We start from the raw sequence: 17830 nt of genomic DNA on the forward strand, positions 1-17830 counted from the left end.
GCTATTTTTTAACGGTAATGAGTGCATTCATGCCAACCTTAACATCAGCAAGTGCAGTGTCAGTAAAGGCTATTTTTACCGGGATACGCTGCGTGATCTTCACGAAGTTACCTGTTGAGTTGTCCGGAGGTAAAAGTGAGAATTTAGCGCCTGTACTGGGCGAAATAGAGGTGATATAGCCTTTGAACACTCTACCGGGGATAGCATCGATCGTTATATCTACTGTTTTGCCTTCGATCATGGCGGACATCTGTGTTTCCTTGAAGTTGGCTATCACCCATTTGTTCTTTTCGTTGACGATGGAGACCAGCGGTTGTCCTGCCTGGATCTGCTGTCCTTCCTGGATCACTTTTCTGCCCAGGCGACCGCTATAAGGAGCGGTGATGACAGTGTATCCGAGGTTGATGCGTGCGAATTCCAGTATTGTTTGTTTCCTTTTCTGGTCTGCAGCTAAGAGCGCCTCCCTGCTTTTCAGTTCTTCAATTTTTGAGTAACTGGTTTTAAGGGTATTGTTGGCAGCGCTGAAGTCGCTCACAGCTACATCGTAACGGGCCTTTACCTGTTCGTATTCTGCGCCGGTGGCAGCTTCTTCCTTCATCAGGTTCTCGTACCTTTTAATATCCTGTTGCTGTTGCCATAACCTGGCTTTTGAAGAGGAGATCTGATCTTTGTTGATGAGCGTACCCGATTGGGCCGCGGCGATACTGGCTGCCAGTACTTCCTGCTGTGCGTATGAGTCCTGTAATGCGGCTTCTGCTTCCTGTACCTTGTTCTTGTATTCCCTGTCATCCAGTATCACCAGGGTATCCCCCTTGTCAACCCACTCGTTCTCTTCAAATAATATTGTTTGGATATATCCTGCTGCCCTTGCAGAAACAGGATTGATATATGCTTCTACCTGTGCATCGTTCGTTTCTTCAAATTGTTTTGATCTTCTGAACATCTTATAGAAATAGATAAGGGCTATGATGATGATAGTGACCGCAATAGTGGTCATTATGATCTGGCTGATCTTTTTTCCGGTTTTATTGGCTGTTTGTGACATATCTTAAGGTTTAAGAGTTTAATGAAAGGAATGCTGATCAGAGTTTACCGGTTGTATACAATAGTCTGTAGTAAAAGGCCAGAGCGTCTGTCTGAGATCTGATAAGATTATATTTTGACTCCAGGTAAAGGTTGTCTGCATCCAGCAGATCGGTGAGCAGTGCCAGCTGGTTAAAGTATTTGGCGCTGACGATCTTATAGTTGGCGCTTGCCTGCGCTATGGAAGATTCGGCAACCGTTATCCTGTGAAGAGATTCGTTGTATTTGATGTGCAGGGCGTTCGCTTCCTGGTTTGCATCGTCCCTGATGACAGACTCCTGTGTCTGTAATGCGCTCAGCCGGATCTTTGCCGCCCTTTCCTTATCCTTATTGTGATATATTGACGAGATCGCATATTGTGCCCTTATTCCGATAAACCCTACTGAAAATGCCTGGTCTTTCGGAGGGAACATCAGGTTGTTGGGATAGTTCACACCATAGGCGGAGAAGGCCTGTAATGTAGGCAGGTAAGCACCCCTGATAGCTTTGATCCTGTTTTCCAGCAGTTTTTGTTGTTGCTGCGTTCTTAGTACGGCATAGGAAGTTTGCCGGGCGTTGGTGACAAAGTCAGTGAGTGATGCAGGCGCCGGCTTTTCACCGCTCACAGAGTCTGTCGGAATGATCTGTGTATGTTCAGGAAGGTCCAGGAGCACACTCAGTCTGGAAACAGCAATGGCAAGGTCGTTTTCATTTTGCTCACGGCTTAGTTTCTGGTTGTCCAGGATCAGCTGTGCTCTTAGCAGGTCACTCCTTGTCACCCGCTGGTTCCGGAAGAGTGCGTCGATATTTTTAACACGTGTTTCTGCGCGTCTTATCTGTTCGGTGATAACAGTGTCCTGTTCTGTTAGTCGTATAATGTTAAGGTAAGCGGATATGGCTTGAAGGTATATGTTACCGGACAGGTCGAGTGTGTTCAGTGATGCGAGGTCCTTTCTGATCTGTTGTTCCCTGATAGCGGCATTTTGTCTGCCACCTGCAAATATAGTTACAGAAGACTCCATGCCCAGGGCTGCGCTGTTGGCGGTAGGGGGGCGGGTTATAGAATGTCCGTCGGAGAGTCCGCCGTCATAGAGCGTCACTTTACTGAAGCGCTGATAACTGCCGTTTATGCCTACATAAGGAAGCTTGCTGATCTTCGCGTCCTTGAGCTCTGCGCTTACTGCGTCTTCTTCTGTCTGTGAAATACTGATCTGCCTGTTCTTTTGCTTTGCCAGCTGCAGTACGTCCTGTAATGACATTTTATAGATGGAATCCTGTGCGAACGAAGGTAAAGTGAATACGATCGCAGACAGGGCAGTAAGCGCCTGTTTAACTATACTTTTCATGGTAACTGATACTTTAATTAATGCTGATGTAACAGGGAGGCGTAAGGAAGGCAGAGTTGGTGATGAACGAAATCTCTGATGCGGTCTACGATCTGCTCTTCAGCTATTTCTTCCAGGTTGAGCAATTCACTGGCAAGCGGAGACCTGCCGATGACCTGATGCAACAGGTGAAATAGTGTCATTAAAAACAGATCTATGTCCACGTTGCGGAATTCTTTTTTGGCAATGCCTTCTTCTATCACTTTCCTGAATATACTGACGATTGATTTTGCATTATTTAAGATGATTCCCTTAAAGAAATAGTCCCTGAAAGAAAAGAGCTCGCTATTCAGCATACGGTAGAAATAGAAATTATCCCTGATGTCGGCGACGTAAACTGAGATATACTTTTCCAGCTTTTCCAGGCTGGTAGCTTCAGCATTTACGTGCAAGGTCCTCAATGATTCATCCAGGAGGCGGAATTTCCGTTCAAAGATGGCCCTGTACAATTGCTCTTTGGACTCAAAGTGATAATATATAAGCGCCGCATTGGTTTCTGCTTTGGCTGCAATATCCCTAACGGTCGTTCCCTCGTAACCATTTTCTGCAAACATTGCTTCTGCCGTAGCCAGAAGTAAATGTTTGTTATGATTTTTCTGCTCTTTCATGTCTTAGATCGTTATGACAAAGGTCACACAGAAAGAGGCGCGGAGCAAGGGCGGAATGACGGACAGTTTTGTCAATTTCTCGGGTGGAAGGGAAGGATTGGTCCTTTATGCGGTTGTTTTGGTTCGAATAGCGGCAGTGGTTTGATACTAACGGTCAGGTAAGTGTGTTGCGGTAGGAGAGAGGCGACATACCGGTGTTGACCTTGAAGAATTTACCGAAAACGGATTGGTCGGAGAAGTTAAGCAGGTCACTTATCTGGGAAATGCTCAGGTCTTTTCGTTGCAGCAATACTTTAGCTTCGAGTACAAGGGTCTGATCAATCCATTCTCCTGCAGTGCGTCCGGTTTGTTCTTTTATGACCTCTGAAAGGTGTTTAGGCGTTACATTGAGGTGGGATGCATAGAACCTGACGGAGTGTTGCTGCAAAACTTCCTTCGCAAGCAGTGTCTTGAAATTGGCCAGCAGGGGATTAGTCCTGGCGGATGTTCCGGGAGCGACCTTTTTTATCTGTGCGGAGGTAACATCTATTTCACAAAGCAGGATGTTCAGGTAACTTCTGATAATCGTAGCAGCATGAACGTGACCTTCCTGGATAGTGCCACGCAATAAGTTATAGATGGTAGAGAATCTTTCCACCTGTTCTTCCGGCAGGGGAATGATGTGGGAATCTTCATGTTCAAAAAAACTGTATTTCAGCAGGGAGAAAATATCGGACTGGTTTTGAAGGAAGAAGGCTTCTTTGAACAGGATCAGGTCCAGCAGCGGATTACTTTCCACTTTGTTGATGCTGCGTATAATATATGGCGGCATGGTTAGCAGGCAGGGACCGGTAATGACGCCTGAACTTAAGCCGACGTTCACATTCAGCTGGCCTCTTTTAAGGAAGGCAATGGCATATGCATCTGTCCTGAAGGGTAGCTCAATAGCGGGAATATAGTTTTCCTCTCCGATGAAAAGAAAATCTTCGTTCCTGTCAGCAAGTGAAAAGACGTCAGACAGCTTTGAGATATTGTATATAGATATAGCCTTCATCCACAGTACGATGGTAAATGAGGCAAGTTAGTTAAAAATGTGAGTAATTAAGGCTTATAGCCCTAATTACCCGCAATAAGTGCAGCGACGAGTGCTCCTATCACTGCGCCTCCGATCCCGAATTTAAGGGCCCTGGAATTCCTTTTTTTACGTTCTTCCTCCAGCATCTTACGGGAGTCTTCCAGGAGCTTTTGTGTTTCCACGAGGCTGCTGGTGGCTTTATCCAGTGAGGAGGAAATGCCCTGGAGGCTTAAGCTGGTCCTATCCATGAACGCGAGTGAGCTGCCGGACAGTGAGTCGAACTGCTGTTTCAACTGCTGGTAATAGAATTCTTTTTGCCGCAGCATGGTGTCTTGCTGGTGGATCATACTTTCATAGCTGTCCATGATTCCCTTGAAAGAGCTGTTGCCCTGGCGGGTTTTATCATAGAACTTCTTGTAGATGTTAAAGGTGGTCTTATTCAATATAAAGGCGGTATCGCATTTAATAAGCAGGGTATCGTCCCTGTAAATGCTGTAGATGCTGATACCGGAACTGTCTTTAAATGTTTTCAGGCGGTCCTGCGAGTAGCCCTGTGTGGCGGCAAGGCAGCATAATATCGCAAGCAGCAGCTTGTGGTGGAAGGTGAATGGTTTCATATGTCATTATCGGTTTACAGGGGTTTTACTTCGATCGGAGGAAGGCTGTCTGTGGCTTTGAGTTCTTCTTTAAAGTTTTTCACTTTTGCATTTAGTTCATCAAGTGTCTCTTTTAATTTGGCATTTGATTTTGCTTCCTCGATTTCTTTTTTAGTGTTTAAAATGGAAACGTTGGCCTGGATGTTCTTAATATAATATTTGAACTTGTCCACGTCTCCCTGCAGAGAATCCAGCCTCGAACGGGAGGCGTTGATGTAGTTAAGCGCTGTATCAATGTTTCTCTGAGAGGCTTCGATATTTTTCTGGATCTGTTTTAACTGGCTTTTCTCAAAGAAGGTAATGATCGCGTTAATAAACGTAAGCGCAAGTACAATGTAAATGACGATACGGAGTGATTTGTCCATTTAGAAAAGGGGTGTTTTGGGGCTATTAATAATAGTATATATACACAGCTGGCAGGATAGCTGGAATATAAAGTTAAAATTAATATTCAAATGATAAAAATTTAATTTATCAGTCTGAATCGCCTGCCAGCGGTGCTTTGGGCGCTTATACGGCCTTGCGTGCGCCGTGGATATTGATCTTCTCCAGCAGCTCTACTATCGAGCTGATTTCCAGTTTTTTAAAGATGCGGGTCTTGTATGTGCTGACGGTTGTGAGCTGCAGCTCCATCTTTGCCGCTATTTTTAGTAAAGGAAGTCCCTTGCTGAGCAGGTTCATGACCTCTATTTCACGAGAGGAAAGTTGTGACAAAGGATTTGAAGAGGATGGAACATACACCGGCTGACCTTTTTCCCCCTTTAAGAGGGATGACAGTGCCAGTTGTATTTCATCACAGGTAGAGTTTTTACAGAGAAATCCGTCTGTGGCCTGGTGTAACGAATCGATGATCCTGGCTTTCTCGTCACGGGAAGAAAACAGCATGATCCTGGTAGCGGGATCCAGTTTTCTGACCGTATTTATCATTGACAAGGTATCAATACCCTGGAAATACCGGCTTAGTATAAGCAGGTTGAAAGATTGTCTTTTCATGGCAGCCATGGCATCATCTGCCGTTTCTACCATCAATACCGTAACCGGTGCGGGCAACAGGCTAATGATCTGAGACAAGCCATCACGCATGATGGATGGTTCGTGGGCAATAAGGATATAGTTCATTCACTAATGGATAAATAGGTATATGGTTATGTGGCCTTCAAGGCATAGGAAACAAAATTAAAATATTTTAACATATAAGCGTGACTACAGTTTGTAGTAATTGTACTACAAGTATGTCAAATATCTACTATGCATGTATGAGGGATGGTTGACTAATTTTGTCGCGCAAAACCGACCTCTTCGTATAGGTGTTTTGTATAGAAGATACTATGAAGATACTATAAGATACTATGTTGTTGATAAGATAAGAACTCAAGAGAAGACCCGAACCTGTGGATATGAACCCTGTGAATTAAATGAGAATGAGATGGCTATAATATAATAGGGAAACCGCTAAGTTTCTAAGGGAATCCCCATGCCGTTTCTATCGCAACACTACTCTTACAAAAATATTGCAGGACAATCAGGCATTGTCGTGCGGGGACGATTATGTCCGTGCGGGAAGCTGTTCCGCCGGAGTATTTATTACTTATCCGATACTTATGAATAGACTTTACAAAGTAACGTTTTCCCTTTTATTACTCATGTCCGGTGTGTTAGCCGGCCATCGTGGCTATGCGGAAGGTTCGAAAGACCTGTATCCGAATGGCGTAGCCGGTGGCCGTGCGTTCCTTGTTTCCACAACAGGGACGAAGATACCGGGATGGACGTTAACTAACAGGGGAGTACACTATGCTTATCTTAAAGTGGGAGAAACCCTGGGAGCGGCCAGTAGTGCACAGGGGATAGGTTCAGGACAGATCATCCTGACAGCGCCTGATGGTACTGTGTATACCTCAACCCTGAATAGTAATACTGTCGGACAGATCGCTAACCGTACGCAGGAAAAGCAAGGTCCGTGGGTAGGTTATACTCCTTTTACGCGGGTGGCAGGCGCCGGTCAGTCGGGCTTATGGAAAATAGAATTGTTGTCAACCAATCCTCCTGCTACGATATCTGAAGCTGGCGATAATATCGCAGCTAACGCAGACTGGACACAGAATCCGGCGAGCAGCGCTATCGCTGCCTGGGATGTTTCCGTTAGAAGTGCGGGAGGGACGATCATACCTGGAAGGGTATATACGAATGTGTTGAATATGTTTGTGCAGGCTGGTAACTACCAGGGTATTATCTATGTGTTGACCAAAGACGGTTATGTTTATAAAGTAAATAATAACGGATCAAGCGGTATTGGTTTTGTAGGTTTTGTGAATAATAAGGGGCTTACTACAACGAATACTGATGCAGGTGAGCCTATCTATAAAAGCCTGGCAGGAACAGCCGTTGGGACCGACTTTTTTACCTGGGACCCGCGAGCTGATGATGGTGTATACAGTGTAACGCACAAGATGTTTTATAACCTGCCTGCTACTGACATGCCGGCTTCCGCCGCCATGCCGGGAAACAAAACAACCTGGCTGAGAGGTACGAAGATCATCCCTACGGTGACCAATATCAGCGTAGACGGTGTGGAAGGTACTGCTGGCCAGGTGAGCAAAAAAGGTGCTTATATTAAATTTACTGCCAGCACTGGTGGTACTTATCGCATCTCGCTGGTAGGGAGCGGTTCGTTTGTGACGAGGAAGATGACAGGAACTGCTGTCGTTGGAAGCAATAGCATTTTCTGGGATGGAAAGGACGGTGCGGGCGTGTCGCCTGCATTAGGTACTGCATCGGTCACCGCCAACATACAGCTGCAAGGTGCGGAGATCCATTTTCCCTTTATCGACGTGGAAGATAATCCCAATGGTCTGATCATCGAGCAATTGAATGACGACAATAGTGTAAAGGGTGATCTGGTTTTCTGGGATGATGCCAACTTCGGAACAGGGACAGGAGCCAGTAATCCAAGATCCAACGGCAATACCGGCATTGGTATATCCAGTAATACAAACGGCCACAAATGGAGCAGCAACTACGGAAATGAGCGCGCAATGGATACCTGGACGTATATCCTGGGGGATATGGCGTCTGAGAACACCACGCTAAACATCATACAGGCCGATCTGGCTATTCAGAGCATAGCGCCTGCTACACCTACAACGCAGGTCTATGTGGGTAAGACCGTTACTTACAATGTTGTTGTAGTTAACAATGGACCGAGTGATGTAACCGGTGCTCCTTTCGCATTTAAGGTACCCGCTGGTTTTACAGTTGCTGATCTGTCGGCCGTTATTGTAAATACAAGTTGCGGTACTGTAAGGAATGCGGCGATTGATGCTTCCGGTAATTATTCAGCATTGCTGGATATGCCTAATGGTTGTATCATCACTTACAGCTTTACAGGAACCGTCAATCCTTCTCTGGCAGGTAGCAACATCGCTTTGGAAGCTAGTATCATGCGCCCTAAAGACGTAACGGACCCCGATGCGACGAACCCGGATGCTACTGTTCCTCCGACGGACCCTCACGTGGAATGTAAGAACGGAGGTACTACGGAGAATTGTAATAACATTAAATATAATAGCGGCGTAGCTGTAGTGGCGAGTGCAGACATCGCGGTAACGAAGATCTTGCAGGATGCTACCAAAACAACTTATAGTCCGGGTGAAACAGTGACCTATCTGTTTACCGTGGAAAATAACGGTCCAAGTACAGCGACGAACGTTCATGTAACAGACGTGGCGCCCGCAGGTACCAGTATTATTGCCTGGGCGGCTACAGCAACTGGCGGCATTGCCTTACCTCATGCAACCGGAACGGGCAATATCGATGAAACAATTGCAAGTATTCCGGTAGGCGGAGTAGCAACTTATGTGGTACAGGTGAAACTCCCCGGAGCTTATAACAGCGCGTTGAGCAACACCGCGAATGCAACAAGCACCATACATGATGAAGTGCCTGGTAATAATAGCAGTACCACTCCCCCTATTACACTTGAATTAGGCGCAGATATTTCTGTTGTTAAGATTGTTCAGAATGCCGGAAAGGCGAATTATGTTCCGGGAGAAGATGTTGTTTATGAGATCACTGTTACCAATAATGGTCCTGGTGAAGCGAAAGACGTGAACATAAAAGATGATGCACCTGCCAATGCGATGATCAAGGAATGGTCTGCCAGTGTGGTGAGCGGTACTGTTTCATTGCCTGCGCCGGCAGGAGCGGGAAATATTGACCAGATCATTTCCAGTATGCCGAATGGCGCGGTAGTAAAATTTGTGGTGACCGTTACCGCAAATGCCGACCGTACAGGTGGTCTGAGCAATACTGCCACTGCTACTACAGGAAGCCGTGATGATGTACCTGGAAATAATACCGGTACTTCAGCAACACTGCCACCGGTCCCGAAGGCTGATGTATCCATTACTAAATCTACTGCGGCGGTATCATACACACCTGGTGAAGATGTAACCTATACTATTGTTGTATCTAACAATGGTCCGAGCGACGCACAGAATGTGAGAGTACAGGATCTTGCACCTGCCAATACAAGTATCGATGCATGGACGGCGGCTGTGACCAATGGTGTTGTAACGTTGCCTTTTGTTACTGGTACAGGCGATCTGGACCAGACCATCGCAACCTTGCCTGCAGCAGCTGAAGTAACATATACTATTGTAGTAAAAACTGACGCTTCCCGGACCGGCCAGTTAGTCAATACGGCTGCTTTGGCAAGTCCTACGGATTATACGCCTGCTAATAACAGCAGCACCACTACCGGGATTAATCCAGTTCCGAAGGCTGATGTATCTGTAGTAAAGACAACAACAGCTACCAACTTTACACCTGGTACGAATGTGGTGTACACTATCACTGTTACCAATAATGGTCCAAGTGATGCGAAGAGTGTAAATATTACAGACAATGCACCAACCGGAACAACGATCAGTTCCTGGACAGCAACAGTAACAACAGGTACTGTAACCATGCCTGGTGTAAGTGGTACGGGTAATCTGAACGAAACGATTGCTACGCTGCCTGCTGGTGCTGTAGTGACTTATACGGTGACAGTAAGCGTACCTGCTTCCTTTACGGCTAATCTGAGCAACACAGCTACTGTAACAACTACTACACAGGATGATACTCCGGGAAATAATACTTCCAGCACAACGCCTGTCACGCCGGCAGCTATTGCCGACATTGTTACGGTGAAGACACTGAAGAATGCAAGCCAGACCACCTTTGCGCCTGGTGAAGATGTGATATATCTCATCACTGTTACCAACAATGGCCCGAGCGATGCGAAAAATGTAAACATCCAGGACGTAGCGCCTTCAGGTACGAGTATCAGTGCATGGACGGCAACAGTAACTACTGGTACTGTTACTTTGCCTAATGCAAGCGGAACGGGTAACCTTAATGAGACAATTATTACACTGCCGGATGGCGCCGTAGTTACTTACGAAGTAACGGTGAAAACACCAGCTTCTTTCTCCGGTAGTTTAAGCAATACGGCTACTGTAACAAGCGGCACGACAGATCCTACACCGGGTAATAACAATAACACTTCCTCTTCTACAACACCGGCACCTAAAGCAGATGTATCTGTAGTTAAAACCACAGCTGCTACTACCTTTACGCCTGGTACTGACGTAGTATATAATATTACCGTTACGAACAATGGCCCGAGCGATGCAAAGACGGTTAATGTGAGAGACGCAGCGCCAAGCGGAACAACGATCACTTCCTGGACAGCGACTGTAACAACGGGTACTGTAACATTACCTAATGTGAGCGGTAACGGCAATTTAAACGAAACCATTGCTACGCTGCCTGATGGTACAGTAGTAACTTATGCAGTGACAGTAAGCGTGCCTGCTTCCTTTACAGGTACCTTGAGCAATACTGCTACTGTATCAACGACTACACAGGATGATGATCAGACAAATAACAGTGATGTTACGCCAGCGATCAACCCTGCGGCTATTGCTGATATTGTTACGGTGAAGCAGCTGAAGAATGCAAGCCAGACCACCTTTGTGCCTGGTGAAGATGTGGTATACCTCATTACTGTTACCAACAACGGTCCGAGCGATGCGAAGAATGTAAACATCCAGGATGTGGCGCCTGTGGGTACTACTATCAGTGCATGGACTGCAGCTGTGACAACAGGAACTGTAACCCTGCCTAATGCAAGCGGAACGGGTAACCTCAATGAGACGATCGCTACACTGCCTGATGGTGCTGTTGTTACTTATGAAGTAACGGTGAAAACGCCTGCTTCCTTCTCCGGCAGTTTGAGCAACACTGCTACAGTAACAAGCGGTACGACAGATCCTACACCGGGTAATAACAATAACACTTCCTCTTCTACGACGCCAACACCTAAAGCAGATGTATCTGTAGTTAAAACTACAGCAGCTACTAACTTTACGCCTGGTACAGATGTAGTGTATAATATTACTGTTACGAACAATGGTCCGAGCGATGCGAAAAGTGTTAATGTGAGAGATGCAGCGCCAAGCGGAACAACAATCAGTTCCTGGACAGCGACTGTAACAACAGGTACTGCAACACTGCCTAATGCAAGTGGTACCGGTAACCTGAACGAAACGATCGCTACACTGCCTGACGGAGCAGTAGTAACTTATGCGGTGACAGTAAGCGTACCTGCTTCCTTTACAGCTACCCTGAGTAATACTGCTACTGTATCAACTTCCACCCAGGATGATGATCAGACTAATAACAGTGATGTTACACCTGCTATCAATCCAGCAGCTATTGCGGATATCGTTACGGTGAAGACACTGAAGAATGCGAGCCAGACCACCTTCGCTCCTGGCGAGGATGTAATATATCTCATTACCGTAACAAACAACGGTCCGAGTGATGCAAAGAATGTGAACATCCAGGACGTAGCGCCTGTGGGTACTACTATCAGTGCATGGACTGCAGCTGTGACAACAGGAACTGTAACCCTGCCTAATGCAAACGGTACCGGTAACCTGAACGAAACGATCGCTACACTGCCTGATGGTGCAGTAGTTACTTATGAAGTAACGGTGAAGACGCCTGCTTCTTTCTCTGGTAGTCTGAGCAATACTGCTACCGTAACAAGCGGTACAACAGATCCTACACCGGGTAATAATAACAATACTTCTTCTTCATCTAACTCATCTCCTAAGGCTGATGTGTCAGTAGTGAAGACTACAGCTGCCGGAACTTATACGCCGGGTAGAGATGTAGTATATAACATTACTGTAACTAATAATGGCCCAAGTGATGCTAAAGATGTAAATATTAAAGACAATGCGCCAAACGGTACAACAATCAGTTCCTGGACAGCGACTGTAGCTACAGGTACTGTTAGCCTGCCTAATACAAGTGGCAACGGTAATCTGAATGAGACCATTGCTACATTGCCAGATGGCGCTGTAGTGACTTATGCGGTAACAGTAAGCGTACCTGCTTCCTTTACAGCAGATCTGACTAACACAGCTACCGGTACAACAACTACTCAGGATGACGACCAGACTAATAACAGCAGCACTACAGGTGTTATCAAACCTGCGGCTATCGCTGATATCGTTACGGTGAAGAAACTGAAGAATGCGAGCCAGCTGACATTTACTCCTGGTGAGGATGTTGTGTATCTCATCACTGTTACCAACAATGGTCCAAGTGATGCGAAGACTGTAAATATCAAAGATATCGCACCAACCGGTACCAGTATCAGTGCATGGAAAGCAACCGTAACAACAGGAACAGTAACCCTGCCAAATGCAAATGGTGCGGGTAACCTGAATGAGACGATCGCTACACTGCCAAACGGCGCTGTTGTTACTTATGAAGTAACGGTAAAAACACCTGGTTCCTTCTCCGGTAGTCTGAGCAATACTGCTACTGTAACAAGCGGTACAACAGACCCTACACCGGGTAATAACAATAACACTTCATCTTCTACTTCACCAGTTCCTGTGGCTGATGTTGCGGCGGTGAAACAGCTGAAGAATGCTGGTCAGACCACTTTCTCACCCGGTACTTCGGTTGTTTATACCATTGCAGTTACTAACCATGGTCCGAGTGATGCGAAGAACGTAAACATTAAAGACGTAGCGCCCGCGGGCACAACTATCAGTGCCTGGAAGGCAACTGTAAAGACAGGAACTGTAACCCTGCCTAACGCCAGCGGTACAGGTGACCTGAACGAGACGATCGCCACATTGCCTGACGGTGCTGGAGTTACTTACGAAGTAACTGTTAAAACACCTGCTGACTTTACCGGAACATTAAGTAACAGCGCAACTGTACAAAGTACAACCACGGATAATACTCCTGGCAATAATACCAGCACTACACCTGCTATTACGCCTGCGCCAAATGCAGACATCGTGACAGTGAAGAGACTGAAGGACGCTACACAGACAACCTTTGTAGCAGGTGAGGAAGTTGTTTACCTGATCACGGTAACGAATAATGGTCCCGGCGATGCTGCAAATGTGAATATTAAAGACATGGCGCCGGCTGGTACAACTATCAGCAGCTGGACGGCAACTGTGACTAATGGTACGGTGACCCTGCCTAATGCAAGTGGTACCGGCAACCTGGATGAAACTATCGCTGTGCTGCCTAATGCTGCCATAGTAACTTATGAAGTAGCTGTGCTGACGCCGGAAGGATTTACCGGTAACCTGGTGAATGTGGCGGTCGTGACCAGTGAAACACCTGACCCTGTAACAGATTGTCCGGCTTGTACAGCAGCGCCTGTAACACCTGAACCAGTGCCTGTTGCAGCTACGGATAACCAGGGAGATGTAAGGGCCGATAATCCGGTTACCATCCCTGTACTGAATAACGATACACCGGGAGACGTTAATACGCCGCTTGATCCTGCTACACTGGAAATTGTACAACAGCCTGCACATGGATCAATAGTGGTAAATGAAGACGGTACTGTTGTTTACACGCCTGAAAAAGGATATACCGGTGCTGATTCCTTCACTTACAAAGTGAAAGACAAGAATGGTAACTGGAGTAATGTGGCAACAGTGAACGTGAACATCATCCCGAATGAAGTGGACGTGCCGAATGTGATCACACCGAACGGTGACGGCAGCAATGATAAGCTGGTGATCAAAGGACTGGAGAAATTTGTGCAGAACGAGATCGTGATCTATAACCGCTGGAACAATGTGCTTTACAGAAAGCAGAATTACCAGGGTGAATGGGATGGACAAGGATTGAACGCGGGTACATATTACTATACTTTGAAGGGGCTGGACGCCAATGGACAGTGGCATACCTACAACGGTTACATCATGCTGCTGCGTTAACATCAGCAAAACAAGACTGTCGGCGATTGCCGGCAGTCTTGTACTTACAGTTCCCTTTAAACAGTAAAAAAACAGATCATGATTAGCAAGTTTTACAAGATCATACTTTCAATAATTTTCGTCCTATCCTTCCAATCTGCGTTTGCACAACACGACGCGCAATTCAGCCAGTATATGTTTAACGGGTTGTACATCAACCCGGCATATGCCGGCTATAAGGAACAGTGGAATGTAAATATGTTCTACCGTACACAGTGGGCAGGTTTGCCAGGTGCTCCGAAGACCTTCTCTGTTGCTGCAGATGGTGTGATCAACGACGGCAGGGTAGGGTTAGGCCTGCAGGTGGTGAACGACCAGTTAGGCGCAGAAAAGAATACTGCCTTATATGGTACTTATGCGTACCGTATTCCGCTGGACGCTGATGGCAACAAACGCCTGGCTATCGGTGTGAGCGCGGGTTTTATACAGCAGCAGCTGGACCTGAAAGCGCTGAATCCTGCTTCCCAGACCGATGCTCTGCTAATGAATGCAAAAGGTACTTCCATGATGCCGGATGCGCGTGTCGGTATTTTCTATAACAGTGAACGTTTGTATGCAGGTGTATCTGCTGACAATATCATCTCCGGTTCTTTCCAGAAATCAGATAAGCTCAGGACATATCTTCCGCTGAAACCAAACCTGTTCGTTACAGTGGGCGGTTTATTGCCAGTGTCGGAGAATGTGTCATTCAAACCATCACTGCTGGTGAAAGAAGATTTTGCGGGCCCGACCAGTGCTGATCTGAACGCCTTCTTCCTGTTCCATGATAAGTTATGGATAGGTGCTGCTTACCGTACGGCGGTATTTAATAAAGGTGATATTGAGAACTCCCTGAACAAGTCAGGCGCTGTAGCAGGTATGGTAGAATTCTTTATCAACAGTAAGCTGCGTATCGGTTATGCTTACGATCAGACCGTGAATGGTACAGGAGCGAACAGCTTTTCTACTCATGAGGTATCATTAAATTATACATGGGCAAATCCTAAAGCGAGGATGTTATCGCCGAGATATTTCTAAGGAGCATTGCTTTATTAAAACTGAATATTAACGTACCATTATGAATAGAAAACACTATACCCTTCCTGCGTTGTTGAGCACATTGCTGGTTACGGGAATGTTTAACACAGCAAGTGGACAATATATTATAAAAGAGGCGAACAAGCAGGCTACATTATATAACTATGCTGCTGCGATCCCATTATATAAGAAAGCGTATAAGAAGAAGGAATCCGCGGAGGCGGTCCGTGGACTTGCAGACGGTTATCGTTTGTTAAAAGAATATTCCGAGGCGGCCAGCTGGTATGAAAAGCTGATAGCCATGCCGGAACATACGGCAGCGGATGAACTGCATTATGCAGGCATCCTGATGAACAATGAAAAGTATGCTGCTGCGAAGGAAGTGTTGAATGGTTATCTGGGCAAAACGCCGGGTGATAAGGTGGCGGAAAGCATGCGGGCCGGTTGTGACAGCGCTGTGCAATGGCTGGCGACACCGGTAAGGGGAGACATGGAGAACCTCAAGGGACTGAACAGCGAATGGTCTGACTGGAGCACTGCTTTCAGAAGTGGCCAGGTTATCTTTGCCTCGGACCGTCCTTATGATTCCCTCAGGCGGGATGCGTTGTTCAACAACAGTAACATCAAAAGAAAGTATTACGGTTATACTGGTAACAGTTACCTGCATTTATATGAAAGTAATGGACTGGATAGTGGCCATCTGAAGGCAATGGCGCGTAATGTGAATGGCGACTATCACAGTGCGAACGCCAGTTATACTGCCGATGGAAAGACCTTGTACTATGCGGTGACCGAGCTTGCTAAAAAACGTGGTAGCCTGCTGGGCAAGGAAACTCCCTATACGCTGAACGTTGAGATCAGAACGCAGCAATGGGATGAAAATAAAGGGGCCTGGAAACAGTCGCCCGTATTCCCTTTTAATGAAATATTCAACTACTCGATCGGTGATCCGTTTATCAGCGCAGATGGTAAGACGATCTATTTCGCTGCTGACTACGGAGATAAAGGAAACGGCGGTGCTGATATTTACTATAGCACGCTTGATGCAAATGGTCAATGGCAGACACCTGTGAATATGGGACCTGCTATCAACAGTGCCGGTAATGATCGCTCGCCGATGTTTGATAGTACCGGTGCATTTTATTTTTCCACTGATGGCCGTCCGGGTCTTGGCGGATTAGACATCTTTAGGGCTACCAAAGTAAATGGCGTATGGGAAGCCCGCAATATGGGCGTACCGGTAAACAGTGCCCAGGACGATTTTGCTCCTGCCTATAACGGAACGAATACAATGTACTTTTCTTCCAACAGGAAGGGCGGTCAAGGCAGTGACGACCTTTATAGGTTCACACCGGCGAAGATCCTGATCTTCAGCCTGGAAGGTAAAGCCTTTGACAAGAAAACGAAATCACCACTGGGAGGTGCGCAGATCTCCCTGAGGAATAAAGCAACCAGCGCTGTCGTTAATTTCAATACTGACAGTGATGGTAATTTTCATTTTGCATTAGATAGTTTGTCTGCTTACGGCTTAGATGGCGAAAAAGCCTTGTTTAGACCGGATATCGGGGTTGCGGTGACTACCAATGGATTGACAGAATCTGGAGTATTGCACCGCGACCTCTATCTGGAGAAGATAGAGATGGAAACGGTAGTGAACAAGCCCAAAGATCCCGTGCCTGCTAAAGGAGTAGGTGCACCGCGTAAGATCGATCTGGCAGGTCAGTTTAATCCACAGAACATCTATTTCGATCTGGGTAAAGCAGATGTACGTCCGGATGCGGCGAAAGAGCTGGATAAGCTGATCAACCTGATGAAGGAAAACCCGGAGTGGAGAGTTGATATGTCTTTCCACACGGATAGCCGTTCGAACGATGCCTATAATCTGAAACTGTCTCAGCGTCGTGCTGCTTCCACCCTGGCTTATTTCCTGTCTAAAGGTATTGACAAGAAACGATTGACAGCCAAAGGATACGGAGAGACAAAACTGATCAACCGTTGTGCGAATGGTGTGAACTGTACAGAAGCAGAACATCAGGCGAACCGTAGAACAGAGTTTGTTATTTTTGAAAGATAAGCTTCTGATTGCCAATTACAATCAGTTGTGGTTTCTAAGTTGAGGATTGCCCCTCCCGTCTAAGCAGATGAGAGGGGCAATCTTTTTTTAAGCGGATTTGTATTTGATATACCTTTAGGAGGCAGCATAAAAAATCCTCTTATGGCAGAACAAAAAACAAAACCAACGGAACAGACAGTAACGAGTTTTTTGGAGACCGTGCCTGATGAACAAGTGAAGAAAGATTGTTTTGACCTCGTTAAACTGATGGAGAAAGCAACCGGCTTTCCTGCGAAGATGTGGGGCACGAGCATAGTAGGCTTCGGGCAATACCATTACAAATACGAGAGCGGGCATGAGGGTTATTCCTGCCTGGCGGGTTTCTCTCCCAGGAAACAGAATATCTCGCTATATGTGATGGGATTTGACAACCGTCCGGCCCTGCTGGACAAGTTGGGCAAGCATAAAGAAGGGAAGGGTTGTCTTTACGTCAAAAAGTTGTCCGATATAGATCAGCAGGTGCTGGCACAGCTGGTTAAAGACTCCGTGTCCTACCTGCAGCGGCGGTATCCGGATAAACAATAAATCGTTATTAGTATAGCCGTCAGGTAGGGTGATATGGTCGCCGTTGTTTGTAAAGTCGGC

11 protein-coding genes are annotated in these 17830 nt (G+C 46.3%); 4 read left to right on the forward strand and 7 right to left on the reverse strand.

The features are described 5' to 3' along the window. Position 1: 1 nt before the first annotated feature. From C7475_RS14915 to C7475_RS14945, 7 genes are all read right to left on the reverse strand, one after another. Positions 2 to 1045 (reverse strand): HlyD family secretion protein, encoded by a 1044-nt coding sequence (locus C7475_RS14915; protein WP_110054191.1) that lies wholly within the window; start codon positions 1043 to 1045, stop codon positions 2 to 4. Between the two features lie 37 nt (positions 1046 to 1082). After that, complete coding sequence (locus C7475_RS14920; protein WP_110054192.1) at positions 1083 to 2408, reverse strand: TolC family protein; 1326 nt, start codon at positions 2406 to 2408, stop codon at positions 1083 to 1085. A gap of 17 nt (positions 2409 to 2425) precedes the next feature. Then, positions 2426 to 3055, reverse strand: a complete 630-nt coding sequence (locus tag C7475_RS14925) for a TetR/AcrR family transcriptional regulator (protein ID WP_110054193.1) — start codon at positions 3053 to 3055, stop codon at positions 2426 to 2428. A 154-nt stretch (positions 3056 to 3209) separates the two neighbouring features. Beyond that, entirely contained in the window at positions 3210 to 4088 is an 879-nt protein-coding gene (locus tag C7475_RS14930; RefSeq protein ID WP_110054194.1) for an AraC family transcriptional regulator, read from the reverse strand. A 62-nt stretch (positions 4089 to 4150) separates the two neighbouring features. Beyond that, the gene (locus C7475_RS14935; protein ID WP_110054195.1) at positions 4151 to 4726 is read right to left on the reverse strand and encodes a hypothetical protein; all 576 of its coding nucleotides are present in this window, start codon (positions 4724 to 4726) and stop codon (positions 4151 to 4153) included. Between the two features lie 14 nt (positions 4727 to 4740). After that, complete coding sequence (locus tag C7475_RS14940; protein ID WP_110054196.1) at positions 4741 to 5130, reverse strand: hypothetical protein; 390 nt, start codon at positions 5128 to 5130, stop codon at positions 4741 to 4743. A 145-nt stretch (positions 5131 to 5275) separates the two neighbouring features. Beyond that, entirely contained in the window at positions 5276 to 5884 is a 609-nt protein-coding gene (locus C7475_RS14945; RefSeq protein ID WP_110054197.1) for a response regulator transcription factor, read from the reverse strand. 482 nt (positions 5885 to 6366) lie between these two features. On the opposite strand from C7475_RS14945, the gene C7475_RS14950 reads away from it, so the two are divergent. From C7475_RS14950 to C7475_RS14965, 4 genes are all read left to right on the forward strand, one after another. Beyond that, positions 6367 to 14076 carry a gliding motility-associated C-terminal domain-containing protein gene (locus tag C7475_RS14950; protein ID WP_146217558.1) on the forward strand — a complete coding sequence of 2570 codons (7710 nt, stop codon included), beginning with the start codon at positions 6367 to 6369 and terminating at the stop codon, positions 14074 to 14076. A 78-nt stretch (positions 14077 to 14154) separates the two neighbouring features. Further along, the gene (locus tag C7475_RS14955) at positions 14155 to 15132 is read left to right on the forward strand and encodes a type IX secretion system membrane protein PorP/SprF (protein ID WP_110054199.1); all 978 of its coding nucleotides are present in this window, start codon (positions 14155 to 14157) and stop codon (positions 15130 to 15132) included. A 40-nt stretch (positions 15133 to 15172) separates the two neighbouring features. Then, positions 15173 to 17206 (forward strand): OmpA family protein, encoded by a 2034-nt coding sequence (locus C7475_RS14960; protein WP_110054200.1) that lies wholly within the window; start codon positions 15173 to 15175, stop codon positions 17204 to 17206. Positions 17207 to 17347: 141 nt separating this feature from the next. Continuing rightward, complete coding sequence (locus tag C7475_RS14965; RefSeq protein ID WP_110054201.1) at positions 17348 to 17770, forward strand: DUF1801 domain-containing protein; 423 nt, start codon at positions 17348 to 17350, stop codon at positions 17768 to 17770. Positions 17771 to 17830: the final 60 nt, after the last annotated feature.

Origin of the sequence: Chitinophaga sp. S165 (assembly GCF_003182155.1) — a bacterium.
Lineage (GTDB): Bacteria > Bacteroidota > Bacteroidia > Chitinophagales > Chitinophagaceae > Chitinophaga.